Source organism: Pseudomonas sp. ATCC PTA-122608 (genome assembly GCF_001952855.1).
Lineage (GTDB): Bacteria > Pseudomonadota > Gammaproteobacteria > Pseudomonadales > Pseudomonadaceae > Aquipseudomonas.
On record NZ_LPNO01000027.1, the window covers coordinates 19,821 to 34,116 of the forward strand.

Annotated in this window: 10 protein-coding genes and 1 pseudogene; 6 read left to right on the forward strand and 5 right to left on the reverse strand. The window is 62.5% G+C overall.

Going from position 1 to position 14,296, the window contains the following annotated elements; all coding sequences use genetic code 11:
- Positions 1–36: 36 nt before the first annotated feature.
- Positions 37–3,135, reverse strand: a complete 3,099-nt coding sequence (locus AU074_RS22250) for an efflux RND transporter permease subunit (RefSeq protein ID WP_076016535.1) — start codon at positions 3,133–3,135, stop codon at positions 37–39.
- A 17-nt stretch (positions 3,136–3,152) separates the two neighbouring features.
- Complete coding sequence (locus AU074_RS22255; protein WP_076016544.1) at positions 3,153–4,310, reverse strand: efflux RND transporter periplasmic adaptor subunit; 1,158 nt, start codon at positions 4,308–4,310, stop codon at positions 3,153–3,155.
- A gap of 305 nt (positions 4,311–4,615) precedes the next feature.
- On the opposite strand from AU074_RS22255, the gene AU074_RS22260 reads away from it, so the two are divergent.
- From AU074_RS22260 to nudC, 4 genes are all read left to right on the forward strand, one after another.
- Entirely contained in the window at positions 4,616–5,317 is a 702-nt protein-coding gene (locus tag AU074_RS22260; RefSeq protein WP_076016536.1) for a response regulator transcription factor, read from the forward strand.
- Positions 5,318–5,320: 3 nt separating this feature from the next.
- Positions 5,321–6,616, forward strand: a complete 1,296-nt coding sequence (locus tag AU074_RS22265; RefSeq protein ID WP_076016537.1) for an ATP-binding protein — start codon at positions 5,321–5,323, stop codon at positions 6,614–6,616.
- Positions 6,617–6,838: 222 nt separating this feature from the next.
- Positions 6,839–7,651 carry a crotonase/enoyl-CoA hydratase family protein gene (locus AU074_RS22270; RefSeq protein WP_076016538.1) on the forward strand — a complete coding sequence of 271 codons (813 nt, stop codon included), beginning with the start codon at positions 6,839–6,841 and terminating at the stop codon, positions 7,649–7,651.
- Positions 7,652–7,657: 6 nt separating this feature from the next.
- Positions 7,658–8,491: an NAD(+) diphosphatase gene (nudC, locus tag AU074_RS22275; RefSeq protein WP_076016539.1), complete on the forward strand. Its 834-nt coding sequence runs from the start codon at positions 7,658–7,660 to the stop codon at positions 8,489–8,491.
- On the opposite strand, the gene AU074_RS22280 is transcribed toward nudC, so the two are convergent.
- From AU074_RS22280 to AU074_RS22290, 3 genes are all read right to left on the reverse strand, one after another.
- Entirely contained in the window at positions 8,459–9,238 is a 780-nt protein-coding gene (locus AU074_RS22280) for a TSUP family transporter (protein ID WP_063029562.1), read from the reverse strand. The two genes, nudC and AU074_RS22280, sit on opposite strands and share 33 nt — an antisense overlap.
- A gap of 195 nt (positions 9,239–9,433) precedes the next feature.
- Positions 9,434–10,150 (reverse strand): phosphatidylcholine synthase, encoded by a 717-nt coding sequence (gene pcsA, locus AU074_RS22285; protein ID WP_076016540.1) that lies wholly within the window; start codon positions 10,148–10,150, stop codon positions 9,434–9,436.
- Positions 10,151–10,301: 151 nt separating this feature from the next.
- A complete protein-coding gene (locus AU074_RS22290; protein WP_076016541.1) occupies positions 10,302–11,228 on the reverse strand; it encodes a class I SAM-dependent methyltransferase in 927 nt (308 codons plus the stop codon).
- Positions 11,229–11,419: 191 nt separating this feature from the next.
- Between AU074_RS22290 and mdeB the strand changes: the two genes are divergently transcribed.
- Both mdeB and AU074_RS22300 read left to right on the forward strand, forming a co-directional pair.
- Positions 11,420–14,080, forward strand: coding sequence for an alpha-ketoglutarate dehydrogenase (gene mdeB / locus AU074_RS22295; protein WP_076016542.1), 2,661 nt, complete (start codon positions 11,420–11,422; stop codon positions 14,078–14,080).
- Positions 14,081–14,101: 21 nt separating this feature from the next.
- Positions 14,102–14,296: pseudogene (locus AU074_RS22300) on the forward strand (IS256 family transposase); the annotation flags it as partial.

The following is a 14,296-nucleotide window of genomic DNA, read 5'->3' on the forward strand; positions in this document are numbered from 1 at the left end:
GGGTTTGCGTTACCTTAGCCCACCTTAGTCCTTTGTTCAGCTGTCTTTGTGGCGCTTTTTCACCAGCTTCATCACCACCACGAAGAACACCGGCACAAACACCACCGCCAGCGTCGCGGTAATCATCCCGCCGATCACCCCGGTGCCGATGGCCTGCTGGCTCGCCGAGCTGGCGCCGGTGGCGATCGCCAACGGCACCACGCCGAGGATGAACGCCAGGGACGTCATGATGATCGGCCGCAGACGCAGGCGTGCAGCCTTGAGCGTCGCATCGACCAGGTCTTCACCCTGGTCATACAGGTCCTTGGCGAACTCGATGATCAGGATCGCGTTTTTCGCCGACAGGCCAATGATGGTAATCAGGCCAACCTTGAAGAACACATCGTTGGGCATCCCGCGCAAGCTCACGGCCAATACCGCGCCGAGCACGCCGAGGGGCACCACCAGCAGCACCGAGGTCGGAATCGACCAGCTTTCATACAACGCCGCCAGGCACAGGAACACGATCAGCAGCGACAGGCCGAGCAGCAGCGGGGCCTGGGAACCGGACAAGCGCTCCTGCAACGACAGGCCGGTCCATTCCTGGCCGAGGCCCGCAGGCAACTGGCTGACCAGGCGCTGAATTTCTTCCATCGCCTCGCCGGTACTGTGGCCTGGCGCCGATTCACCGGAAATTGCGATGGCCGGGTAACCGTTGTAACGGGTCAACTGGGCCGGGCCCTGGATCCAGCGCGCTTCGACGAAGGCCGACAGCGGCACCATCTTCCCGGCGTTGTTGCGCACATGGATCTTCATCAGGTCGGCCACCTGGCTGCGCTGATCACCTTCGGCTTGCACCACCACCCGCTGCATGCGGCCCTGGTTGGGGAAGTCGTTGATATACGCCGAGCCGATGGCCGACGACAGCACATTGCCGATGTCGGCAAAGGAAATGCCCAGGGCGTTGGCTTGCTTGCGGTCAACTTCCAGCTGTACCTGAGGTGCCTCGGCCAGGGCGCTTTCACGCACATTGGCCAGGATCGGGCTTTTCTCGGCAGCGGCCAGCAGTTCGGTGCGGGCCTCCATCAACGCGGCATGGCCGACGCCGCCACGGTCCTGCAGGCGGAACTCGAAACCACTCGAGGTGCCCAGGCCATCCACCGGCGGCGGCAAAATCGCATAGGCAATCGCGTCCTTCAGCTCGGTAAAGGCCGCGTTGGCACGGTCTGCAATGGCGGCGGCGGAATCCTTGCTGCTGCGTTCCGACCAATCCTTGAGCGTGGTAAATGCCAGCGCTGCGTTCTGCCCCGAGCCGGAGAAGCTGAAGCCCATGATCATTGTGGTATCGCCCACACCCGGCTCGCCGGCGTTATGCGCCTCGATCTGCTCGGCCACCTGCACCGTGCGGTTCTTGCTCGCACCTGGCGGCAGCTGGATATCGGTGATGGTGTAGCCCTGGTCTTCCACTGGGAGGAACGAGGAGGGCAGGCGGCTGAACAACACCCCCAGGCCCACCACCAACACCAGATAGATCAGCAGGTAACGCCCGCTGCGCTTGAGGGCATAGGCCACCCAGCCTTCATAGCGGTCGGTGAACTGTTCGAAGCGCCGGTTGAACCAGCCGAAAAAGCCGCCTTTCTCATGGTGTTCGCCCTTGGCAATCGGCTTGAGCAAGGTGGCGCACAGGGCCGGGGTCAAGGTCAGGGCGAGGAATGCCGAGAACAGGATCGAGGTGGCCATCGACAACGAGAACTGCTGATAGATCACGCCCACCGAACCCGGCATGAACGCCATCGGCAGGAACACCGCCACCAGCACCAGCGTAATGCCGACAATGGCCCCGGTAATCTGGCCCATGGCCTTGCGCGTGGCTTCCTTGGGCGAAAGGCCCTCGGTGACCATGATCCGCTCGACGTTCTCCACCACCACAATCGCATCGTCCACCAGGATGCCGATGGCCAAGACCATGCCGAACATGGTCAGTACGTTGATCGAGAAACCCAGCAACAGCATGGTGGCGAAAGTGCCCATCAAGGCGATCGGCACCACCAGCGTCGGGATCAGCGTATAGCGGATGTTTTGCAGGAACAGGAACATCACCGCAAACACCAGCAACATCGCCTCGCCCAGGGTGTACACCACCTTGGTGATCGAGACCTTCACGAACGGCGAAGTGTCATACGGGATCTTGTACTCGACGTTGGCCGGGAAGTAGCGCGCCAGTTCGTCCATCTTCGCCCGCACCAGGGTCGCGGTGCTCAAGGCGTTGGCGCCCGGCGACAGCTGCACGCTGACCGCGGTGGACGGCTTGCCGTTCAGGCGGGTGGAGAACTGATATTCCTGGCTGCCGATTTCCACCCGCGCCACGTCACCGACGCGCACGGTGGAACCGTCCGGATTGGCCTTGAGCACGATGTCGGCAAATTCGGCCGGGGTCGACAGCTGGCCTTTCACCAGGATCGAAGCAGTGACTTCCTGGGTCTTGGTACCCGGCAAATCACCGATGCTGCCCGCTGATACCTGGGCGTTCTGCGCCGCGATGGCGGCGTTGACGTCCGCCGGGGTCAGGTTGAAACCGATCAGTTTCTGCGGGTCGATCCAGATCCGCATTGCGCGCTCGGCGCCATACAGCTGGGCCTTGCCCACACCGTCCAGGCGTTTGAGTTCGTTCATCACGTTGCGCGCCAGGTAATCGCTGAGCGCTACGTCATCGAGCTTGCCGTCGCTGGAGGTGAGGGTCACCAGCAGCAGGAAGCCGGCGGAAACTTTCTCCACCTGCAAGCCCTGCTGTGTCACGGCTTGGGGCAGGCGCGGCTCCACGGCCTTGAGGCGGTTTTGCACGTCAACCTGGGCCATCTCCGGGTCGGTGCCCGGCTGGAAGGTCGCGGTGATGGTGGCCGAACCCAGGCTGCTCTGGGATTCGAAATACAGCAGGTGATCGGCGCCGTTAAGCTCCTGCTCGATCAGGCTGACCACGCTTTCGTCCAGGGTTTGCGCGGAGGCACCCGGGTACACCGCATAGATCTCGACTTTCGGCGGCGCGACGTTGGGGTACTGCGCCACCGGCAACTGCGGGATGGCGAGGGCGCCGGCCAGCAGGATAAACAGGGCGACCACCCAGGCGAAGATCGGGCGGTCAATAAAGAACTGCGGCATTGTGAACTATCCCTTTCTTACTGGCCGGATGCCTGGGCGATTGGCGCGGGGCTGTCGTCGACCTGGACTTTCTCGCCAGGGCGGGCGTGTTGCAGGCCTTCAACGACGATACGGTCACCGGCTTTCAGGCCGCTGTTGACCACCCAGCGGTCATTGACCACCGAGCCCAGTTCCACCGGTTGCTGGCTCACGGTTTGCTCGGCATCCAGCAGCAACACCATCGCAATTCCGGCGCTGTCGCGGGTGATCGCCCGTTGCGGCACGCTGATGCCTTGCTGGTCGACGGCTTGCTCCAGGCGTACGCGGATAAAGCTGCCGGGCAGCAGGTCGAGGTCCGGGTTGGGGAATTCGCTGCGCAAGATGATCTGCCCGGTGCCCGGGTCGACGCTGATCTCGGCGAACAGCAACTTGCCCGGCAGCGGGTACAGGCTGCCGTCATCCTGGATCAGCGTGGCCTTGGCCTGGTCCTGGCCGACTTGCTTCAAGTGCCCGGCGCGAAAGGCCCGGCGCAGGTCATTCAGCTCGCGGGTGGATTGGGTGAGGTCGGCGTGGATCGGGTCCAGTTGCTGGATCAGCGCCATCGGCGTGGCTTCGTTCTGGCCCACCAGTGCGCCTTCGGTCACCAGCGCGCGGCCGATGCGCCCGGAAATCGGCGCAGTGACCGTGGCATAGCCCAGGTTCAACTTGGCCCGCTGTACGGCGGCCTGGTTGGCCGCCACATCGGCAGCGGTTTGCCGGGCGGCGGCGCGGGCGTTGTCGTATTCCTGGCCGCTGATGGCATTGCCTTCCACCAGTTGGCTATAGCGCTGCTCTTGCAGGCGCGCCTGGAACGCATTGGCCTCGGCCTTGCGCAGGCTGGCCTGGGCGCTGTCGAGGTCGGCCTTGAACGGCGCCGGGTCAATCCGGAACAGCACATCGCCCTGTTTCACGTCGTGACCTTCCTTGAACACCCGCTGCAACACCACGCCGGCCACCCGGGCGCGCACTTCGGCGATGCGTGGCGCGGCAATCCGCCCGCTCAGCTCGCTGGTGATGGACAGGGGTTTGGCTTCAAGGGTTTCGATCCGCACCTTGGCCAACGGTGCCTCGGCAGCTTCGTCCGCCGACTTGCCACACGCGCTCAGCGCCAGTGTCAGAGCCAACAGGCAAAACGGCGCAAACAGATTCTTCGACATGCTCATATCCCAATATTGACTGGCGCATCCTACGGTCGCCCCCGCCACAGTGCTGTGAAGCTCTGTAGGTGGTGTGTGAAGAAATGTAAGGTGCAGCCCACAGATGCACGCGGGCGTATATCCTTCATAACCGCCGAACCTTACACGATCTTCCTGATACCGAAGATCAAATGTGGGAGCGGGCTTGCTCGCGAAGGCGGTGTGTCAGGCGCCGTATGCGTTAACTGAAACACCGCTTTCGCGAGCAAGCCCGCTCCCACATTGGATTTGCGTACTACTCAGAAATTGTATTATTTGGAAATACCATGCCCAACATTCTTCTGGTGGAAGACGACGCCGCGCTCTCCGAATTAATCGCCAGTTATCTGGAACGCAACGGCTATCACGTCAGCGTGCTCAGCCGTGGCGACCATGTGCGTGAGCGCGCGCGGCTCAACCCGCCGGACCTGGTGATCCTCGACCTGATGCTGCCGGGCCTCGACGGCCTGCAAGTCTGCCGGTTGCTGCGGGCCGACTCGGCCACGCTGCCGATCCTGATGCTCACCGCCCGGGACGACAGCCACGACCAGGTGCTGGGCCTGGAAATGGGCGCCGACGACTACGTCACCAAACCCTGCGAGCCGCGGGTATTGCTGGCTCGTGTACGGACCTTGCTGCGCCGCAGCAGCCTCACCGAACCCCAGATGGCCAACGACCAGATCATGATGGGCAACCTGTGCATCGACCTGTCGGAGCGCACCGTGACCTGGCGCGACCAGCCGGTTGAGTTGTCCAGCGGTGAATACAACCTGCTGGTGGTGCTGGCCCGGCACGCCGGCGAAGTGCTCAGCCGCGACCAGATCCTGCAACGCCTGCGCGGTATCGAATTCAACGGCACCGACCGCTCGGTGGACGTGGCGATCTCCAAGCTGCGGCGCAAGTTCGATGACCACGCGGGCGAGGCGCGCAAGATCAAGACCGTGTGGGGCAAGGGTTACCTGTTCAGCCGTTCCGAGTGGGAATGCTGAGCCATGTTTCGCGTCCTGATTCGCCTGTACCTGATCACCATCGTTACCTTCGCTGCCGCGATCTACCTGGTGCCGCGGGCGGTGATCCAGCTGTTTGAACACCGTTATACGAGCTACAACATCGAGCAGTCCCGGGGGACGCAAAGCCTGATCGTCAAGGAATACCAGCGGGTGCCCATGGAGCAGTGGGCCAATGTCACCGTGCGCTTATCGGCGGATTTTGCCCCGCTCAAGGTGCAACTGCTGCGCATCCAGGACGCCAGCTACACCCCTGAAGAACAGCGCCTGCTGGAAAAGGACCAGATGGTGATTCGCCTGGGCGAGTGGGGCTGGGCGGACGACGTCAGCTCGCCCCTGGACGATCAACTGGTGGTCAAGGTTTCGGTCCCGCCGGACCCGCTGGACATGAACCTGTTGTACTGGAGCATGAACGTGCTGATCGGCGCGGCGTTGCTGGCCTGCCTGCTGTTCTGGCTGCGTCCTCACTGGCGCGACCTGGAACGCCTGAAAAGCACTGCCGCGCAACTGGGGCAGGGCAACCTTGCGGCACGCACAAAAATCCCCCCCAGCTCCAACATCGGCAGCCTGGCAGCGGTGTTCGACACCATGGCCAACGACATCGAACAACTGCTCAATCAACAACGTGATTTGCTCAATGCGGTCTCCCATGAACTGCGTACACCGCTGACGCGCCTGGACTTCGGCCTGGCGCTCGCGCTGTCCGACGACCTGCCAGCCGCCAGCCGCGAGCGGCTGCAAGGCCTGGTGGCGCACATTCGGGAGCTGGACGAGTTGGTGCTGGAGTTGCTGTCCTACAGCCGCCTGCAGAACCCAGCCCATACACCCGAGCGGGTGGAAGTGGTACTTGACGAGTTCATCGACAGCATCCTGGGCAGCGTCGACGATGAACTGGAAAACCCGGATATCGTGATCGACGTGGTGCTGGATTGCGCGGTGGAACGCTTCACCCTGGACCCGCGCCTGACCGCCCGGGCCCTGCAAAACCTGCTGCGCAACGCCATGCGGTATTGCGAGCGACGGATTCAGGTGGGGGTGAAGGTGTGTCCCAAGGGTTGTGAGATTTGGGTAGATGATGACGGGATTGGTATTCCGGTTGATCAGCGGGAACGGATCTTCGAGCCGTTCTACCGGCTGGATCGCAGCCGGGATCGAGCCACTGGCGGTTTTGGCCTGGGATTGGCCATCAGCCGGCGGGCGCTGGAGGCCCAAGGTGGAACATTGACGGCCCAGGGTTCGCCATTGGGCGGCGCACGGTTCCGGCTCTGGCTGCCGAGCTAAGGAACACCGCAAAACATTGTGGGAGCGGGCTTGCTCGCGAATACGGTGTGTCAGTCGCCGAATAAGATGACTGATCCACCGCATTCGCGAGCAAGCCCGCTCCCACATTTGATCTTCATCGTTCTTCAGTCCCGCTTTTGGCGTTTGCACAGCCTTACCCGCCGTCACACACCCTTGATATAGTTCGGCCCCTATTCCAGCCGCCAGTCAAGGATCACTGCCATGTCCGAATACCAAGCCTTTGTCGTCGAACTCAGCGACAACGTCGCCCATGTGCAGCTCAATCGCCCGGAAAAGATCAACGCCATGAACGCAGCGTTCTGGACCGAGATCATCGATATCTTCCAATGGGTCGAAGACACCGATGCGGTGCGTGCCGTGGTCATCAGTGGCGCCGGCAAGCATTTCTCCTCCGGCATCGACCTGATGATGCTGGCGTCGGTGGCCAATGAATTCGGCAAGGACGTAGGTCGTAACGCGCGCCTGCTGCGGCGCAAGATCCTCGAACTACAAGCTTCCTTCAATGCGGTCGACATCTGCCGCAAGCCGGTACTCGCGGCGATCCACGGCTACTGCATCGGCGGCGCCATCGACCTGATCAGCGCCTGTGACTTGCGTTACGCCGCCGAAGACGCGCAATTCTCCATCAAGGAAATCGACATCGGCATGGCCGCCGACGTCGGCACCCTGCAACGCCTGCCGCGTATCGTCGGCGACGGTATGCTCCGTGAACTGGCCTACACCGGCCGCCAGTTCGGTGCGGAAGAGGCGCGCAGCATTGGCCTGGTGAATCGCGTGTACAGCGATCACGAGAGCCTGTTGGCGGGTGTTATGGAAATCGCCCGGGAAATTGCTGCCAAATCGCCGATCGCGGTCACCGGCACCAAGGCGATGATCAGCTATATGCGCGACCACACGATCAATGACGGCCTGGAATACGTTGCCACCTGGAACTCAGCTATGTTGCAATCCAACGACCTGCGCGTGGCCATCGCGGCCCATATGAGCAAGCAGAAACCCGACTTCGTGGATTGACTGAACATGACCCCAGGCTGGATTACCACAACGCTGCTGGACAACGACGCCCCGGGCGGCTGGGCCGTGGCCCGCAGCCGCGAAGGCTTTTTACACGACCAGAACGGCCCGCTGTTCCCCCGGGAATGGCTCAAGCGCCAGGACCTGTCGGTGTTTGCCGAGCATGGCATCGGCCATCTGGACGGCGAGCCGGTGTACCTGCTGGAGCTCAATAGCCCAGCTGATGTACCGGGTTGCGGCTGGCAGGGCCTGCGGGCGTTCATGCTGCAAGGCGACCACAGGCTGTACAAAGTCCTCGGCTACGCTGCGCAAATCGGCACCTGGGCCCGGGAACACCGTTTCTGCGGCAGTTGCGGCCAGGCGATGGTGCAGGTGCCACGGGAGCGGGCGATGTTCTGCCAGGCCTGTGACCTGCGCAGCTACCCGCGTATCTCGCCGAGCATGATCGTGCTGGTGACCCGTGGCGACGAGATCCTGCTGGCCCGTTCGCCGCGCTTTGTCACGGGTGTCTACAGCACCCTGGCGGGGTTTGCCGAGCCGGGTGAGTCGGCCGAGGACTGCCTGATTCGCGAAGTGCGTGAAGAAGTGCAGGTGGAGGTCAGGAACATTCAGTACATGGGCAGCCAGTGCTGGCCGTTCCCGCACTCGATGATGCTGGGCTTTCACGCCGAGTACGCCGGCGGCGACATCGTGCCCCAGGCCGACGAGATCGAAGACGCGCAGTGGTTCAACATCCATGAACTGCCGCCGTTGCCGGCGTCCCGCTCGATTGCGCGCTACCTGATCGATCTCTACCTGGCCCGTCGCTTAGGCCACGCTGAACCAGTGCTGCCAGGCTAGGCGCACCGTCAGCCCGAGCACTACGGTGATGAACACCGGGCGAATGAACTTGGCGCCGCCGCTGATTGCGCTGCGTGCGCCAAAGAACGCGCCGCACATCACCGACACGCCCATGCACAGGCCGACAATCCAGTCTACCGAACCATTGAAAATGAACACCGTCAGCGCCGCCGCGTTGCTGACGAAGTTCATGCTGCGTGCCACGCCGCTGGCTTTTACCAGGTCGATGGGGTGCAACAGCATGGTGCTCACCGTCCAGAAGGCCCCGGTGCCGGGGCCGGCCACGCCGTCGTAGAAACCCAGGCCGAAGCCCTGGGTGGATTGCCATTTCTTTTTGATCGGCGCGTCGTTATCCAGCGCCGCCTTGGGCGTGCCGCCGAACAGCAAATACAAACCGCAGCCGAACACAATCACCGGGAGCATCTTGTTCAGGGTTTCGGCGGGCAGGTAATGGGCGACGACGGCGCCGGTGAGTGCACCGACCAGGGTGCCGACGATGGCATGCACCCACTGGCGCGGATGAAACAGCTTGCGCCGGTAGAAGGTAAAGCTGGCGGTGGCCGAGCCGAAGGTGGAGCTGAGTTTGTTGGTGCCCAGCACCAGGTGGGGCGGCATGCCGGCGGTCAGCAGGGCAGGCGTGGTGAGCAGGCCGCCACCGCCGGCGATTGCGTCGATGAAACCGGCGATAAAGGCAACCACGGCGAGGATCGCCAGGGTGGTGAGGTCAACGCTGAGTTCGAAGGGCATGGGCAAGACTTATTCGGCAAGGCGCAGCAAGGGCTGCGCGAAAGGCCGATATCTTACCCATAACCCTGGGGCGAGGCGATCCAAATGTGGGAGCGGGCTTGCTCGCGAATGCGGTGGATCAGCCACTCTATCCGGTGACTGACACTGCGCATTCGCGAGCAAGCCCGCTCCCACATTTCAACCGTGCCCGCCTGGCTATTTATGTGTTTCGACCCACTCCAGTGCGGTGCGCCAGAAGCAGATCCCCAGGAAGTACGCCGACATCAGCAACCACAGGCCCATGGTCAGCCCATTGGTGTACGGGAAGTCGATCACCAGCAGCAGGCTGCACAGCAACCAGATGGTGGTCACTGCGATATTGAGCGGCATGAAGCGTTTGACCCGGAACGGGTGCAGGAACTTCATCGGCGTTACGGTCAACAGCGCCAGGACGATCACGGTGAGCAAGGTGATCCAGGCATCTGGCTGGATGATGTAGACGCACAGCGCGACCACGTTCCAGGCCGCAGGGAAACCCTGGAAGTAATTGTCCTTGCTCTTCATGTTGACGTTGCAGAAGCAGAACAGCGACGACACCAGAATAACCGACACCGTAAACAACGGGGTGAAGTCCGGCAGGGCGATATAGCGATAGATAAACAGCGCCGGAATAAACACGTACGTCAGGTAATCAATCACCAGGTCCAATACCGAGCCATCGAAGCTTGGCAGCACCGTCTGCACGTTCACCCGTCGCGCGAGGGAGCCGTCCACCCCATCGACGATCAAGGCCAGGCCCAGCCATAACAGGCAGGCCTTGGGCTGGTTGTCGAGCAGCGCCAACGTTGCCAGGAAAGCCAGGACCACGCCGGTGGCGGTAAAACCATGGGCGCCCCAGGCCTTGAGACGGGCTACATGCAGAGTCGATATCACAGGGGCGTTCTCCAAAAAGGTGAAACAGGGCAGCCGACGGGCGTGACGCCATCGAATCTGGCCAGAGTGTGCAGGTATCGACCGGGAAGGGTGGGATAAGGTTCACCACCCGGCGTAATGGTAAGCGTAGCAAGCGTAGGACTTTTCGGCATCAGACTTGTCGGAACACCAGCGCCTTTAGCCCGCTTTGTGGATCAATATCGGGAAATTCCGGTGGGTTTTCCAGCCGCTGGTCAAAGCGCAGCCCCGGTGCTTCGCGGGTTACGCCGTCGATCAGGAAGTCTTCGCCGAACGCCGGATCATTCATGCACGCCAGCACCGTGCCCTGGGCCGTGAGCAAATCCGGCAGGCGGCGCAGCACCCGCTGGTAGTCCTTGGTCAGCAGAAAGCTGCCTTTCTGGAAGGAGGGCGGGTCGATGATCACCAGGTCATACGGGCCGCTGTGAGTGACCTTGGCCCAGGACTTGAACAGGTCGTGGCCGAGGAAGGTCACTTTGCTCAGGTTATGACCGTTGAGGCGGTGGTTGTCGCGACCGCGGCTCAAGGCGCCACGGGCCATGTCCAGGTTCACCACATGCTCGGCGCCGCCTTCGATGGCGGCCACGGAAAACCCGCAGGTGTAGGCAAACAGGTTCAGCACCCGCAGGCCTTGAGCCTGTTCACGCACCCAGTTGCGGCCGTAACGCATGTCGAGGAACAGCCCGCTGTTCTGCTTTTTGCCCAAATCGATCAGGTAACGCAGGCCGCCTTCGGTGATGGTCAGTTCGTCAACGGCCTCGCCCAGCAGCCACTCGGTGGTGCTTTGCGGCAGGTAACGGTGTTGCAACGCCACGGTGTGAGCGCCGTAGGCCGACCAGTCGATCTGCGTCAGCATCTGTTTCAAGGCCTCAAGCTCGGCGGCCCCGGGCTCTTTGAACAGCGAGACCAGCACCACACCTTGCAGCCAATCCACCGTCAGTTGCTCCAGGCCCGGCCAGCAGCGGCCACGCCCGTGAAACAGGCGCCGGGTCTCGGCGGGGACGGTTTGCAGGGCGGTCAGCAAATGGGTGTGCAGAGTGGCAAGTGCGTCTGGGTTCATCGGGCAGCGTCGGTCATTGAGCGGGCGGCATTTTAAACACAATTGCGGGGTTTTCGGGGCTTGAAGCACAACGTGCTTGGAATTTGTCGATTGGCAGTGATTTGTGCTCAAAAGACTATGAGAGGCTGCGTATAACAGTCAAAAAATCCCCTAGCACCGACATAAACTGGAAAAAAAGCCCGGAGGTGCCCATGAATGGTTTCGCGAACGCAGTGAGTCAGACAGCGATGGACCAGGAAGAACTGGCCGAATGGCGCGATGCCCTGGCCTCCCTGGTGGCCAACACCGGGCCGGCGCGGGCGCGGGAGATCCTCGACATGCTGGCGGAGGCCGGCGGCGCACCGCACATCGGCTGGAAACCCCGGCATGGCACGCCTTATATCAATAGCATCGCCGTGGAGCAGCAACCGCCGTTCCCCGGCGACCTGGCCACCGAAGAGCGCCTGGCCTCGGTGGTGCGCTGGAACGCCCTGGCCATGGTGGTGCGTGCCAACCAGGCCTATGGCGAACTGGGTGGGCATATCGCCAGCTACGCCAGCGCGGCAGACCTGTTTGAAGTCGGCTTCAACCACTTCTTCCGTGCCCGAAACGCCGGTTTTGGTGGTGATCTGGTGTTCTACCAGCCGCATTCCGCCCCCGGCATCTATGCCCGCGCCTTCCTTGAAGGGCGCCTGAGCGAGGCTGACCTGGCCCACTATCGCCAGGAAATCGGCGCCGGCAAGGTCGGCGCCCGTGGCCTGTCCAGCTATCCCCATCCGTGGTTGATGCCGGACTTCTGGCAATTTCCCACCGGTTCCATGGGCATTGGCCCCATCAGCTCGATTTTCCAGGCGCGGTTTATGCGCTACCTGCAGCATCGCGGCTTGCAGGACACCACCGACCGCCACGTATGGGGCGTGTTCGGCGATGGCGAGATGGACGAGCCGGAAAGCATGTCGGCCCTGACCCTGGCTGCCCGCGAGGGCCTGGATAACCTGACCTGGGTGGTCAACTGCAACCTGCAACGCCTCGACGGCCCGGTGCGTGGCAACGGGCGAATTATCGACGAGTTGGAAGCCCTGTTCGCCGGTGCCGGCTGGAACGTGATCAAACTGGTTTGGGGGTCGGACTGGGATGCCTTGCTGGCCAAGGACGCCGACGGCTCGCTGGTACGCACGTTGTCGCAGACCGTGGACGGACAGTTCCAGACCTTCGCCGCCAAGGACGGCGCCTATAACCGCGAACATTTCTTCGGCCAAAGCGAGGCGCTGTCCAAACTGGTCGAGGGCATGAGCGATGAGCAGATCGACCGCCTCAAGCGTGGCGGCCATGACATGGTCAAGATTCACGCCGCCTATCACGCTGCACTCAAGGTTACTGGCAAGCCCACGGTGATCCTGGCCCAGACCAAAAAGGGCTTCGGCATGGGCGAGGCCGGGCAGGGCAAGATGACCACTCACCAGCAGAAGAAGCTCGACCGCGAGGCGTTGATCGCCTTCCGCAATCGCTTCCAGTTGCCGCTGTCGGATGAGCAGACCGAATCCCTGAGCTTCTACAAACCGTCTGAAGACAGCCTCGAGATGCGCTACCTGCACAAGCGCCGTGCCACCCTCGGCGGGTATGTGCCGAGCCGTGGCCAGCAGGCGCCTGCGGTAAACGTCCCGCCAGTGTCGGGCTACGGCGCGTTTGCCACCCAGGCGGACGGCAAGGAAATGTCCACCACCATGGCCTTTGTGCGCATGCTCACCAACCTGCTCAAGGACAAGGCCCTCGGCCCGCGCATCGTGCCCATCGTCGCGGATGAAGCGCGCACCTTCGGCATGGCCAACCTGTTCAAGCAGATCGGCATCTATTCCAGTGTCGGCCAGCGCTACGAGCCGGAAGACATTGGCTCGATCCTCAGCTACCGCGAAGCCACCGACGGGCAGATCCTCGAAGAAGGCATCAGCGAAGCCAGCGCCATCAGCTCCTGGGTCGCCGCGGCCACCAGTTATTCGGTGCATGGCCTGCGGATGCTGCCGTTTTACATCTACTACTCGATGTTCGGTTTCCAGCGCGTCGGCGACCTGATCTGGGCGGCGGCCGACCAGCGTGCCCGTGGCTTTCTGCTGGGGGCCACTGCCGGGCGCACCACCCTGGGTGGCGAAGGCTTGCAGCACCAGGACGGCAGCAGCCACCTGACCGCCGCCACCGTGCCCAATTGCCGCGCCTACGACCCGGCGTTTGCCAGCGAGTTTGCGGTGATCCTCGACCACGGCATGCGCCAGATGCTGGAGCACGATGTGGACGAGTTCTACTACGTGACCCTGATGAACGAAAACTACCCGCAGCCGAGCCTGCCTGAAGGCGTCGAAGCGGCGATCATCAAAGGCATGTACCGGCTCAGTGGTCAGCCCGATGGCAAGGTTCGCTTGCTCGGCTCGGGCACGCTGGTGCGTGAAGCCCAGGCAGCCGCGCAGTTGCTGGCGGACGATTGGCAGATTGAAACTGAAGTGTTCAGTGTTACCAGCTTCAGCGAACTGGCCCGGGAGGCGCGGGAAGTGGAACGCTGGAATCGCCTGCACCCGCAACAGCCGGCGCGGCGCAGCCATCTGGCGGAGTGTTTGCCCAAGGGCGCGCCGGTGGTGGCGGTGTCTGACTATGTGCGGGCGGTGCCGCAGATGATTGGGTCGTACGTGGACTCGGCGTACACCGTGCTGGGGACGGATGGTTTTGGTCGAAGCGATACCCGGGCGGCGTTGCGGGATTTCTTTGAGGTGGACCGGTATCACATCGTGCTGGCGGCGCTGACAGCGTTGGTGGAGCAGGGGAGTCTGGAGCGGGGCGTGTGTCAGCAGGCGAGGGGCTGTCATAAATTTTGTGTTCGGGCATAACATGTTGATAGAGGTGCATGTATGCCGACCAAAAAGAAACCGGCCCGTGAGGCCCCGCGAGACCTTCCATCCATTCCAAAAGAGCTGATCGACCAGTTCGTCAGCGGCCCGATGAGTGCCGAGGCTATTCAGGATGCCTCGATGGCGTTCAAAAAGGCGCTGATCGAGCGAGCTCTTGGTGCCGAGTTGGGCCACCACCTTGGCTATCCTCAGGGC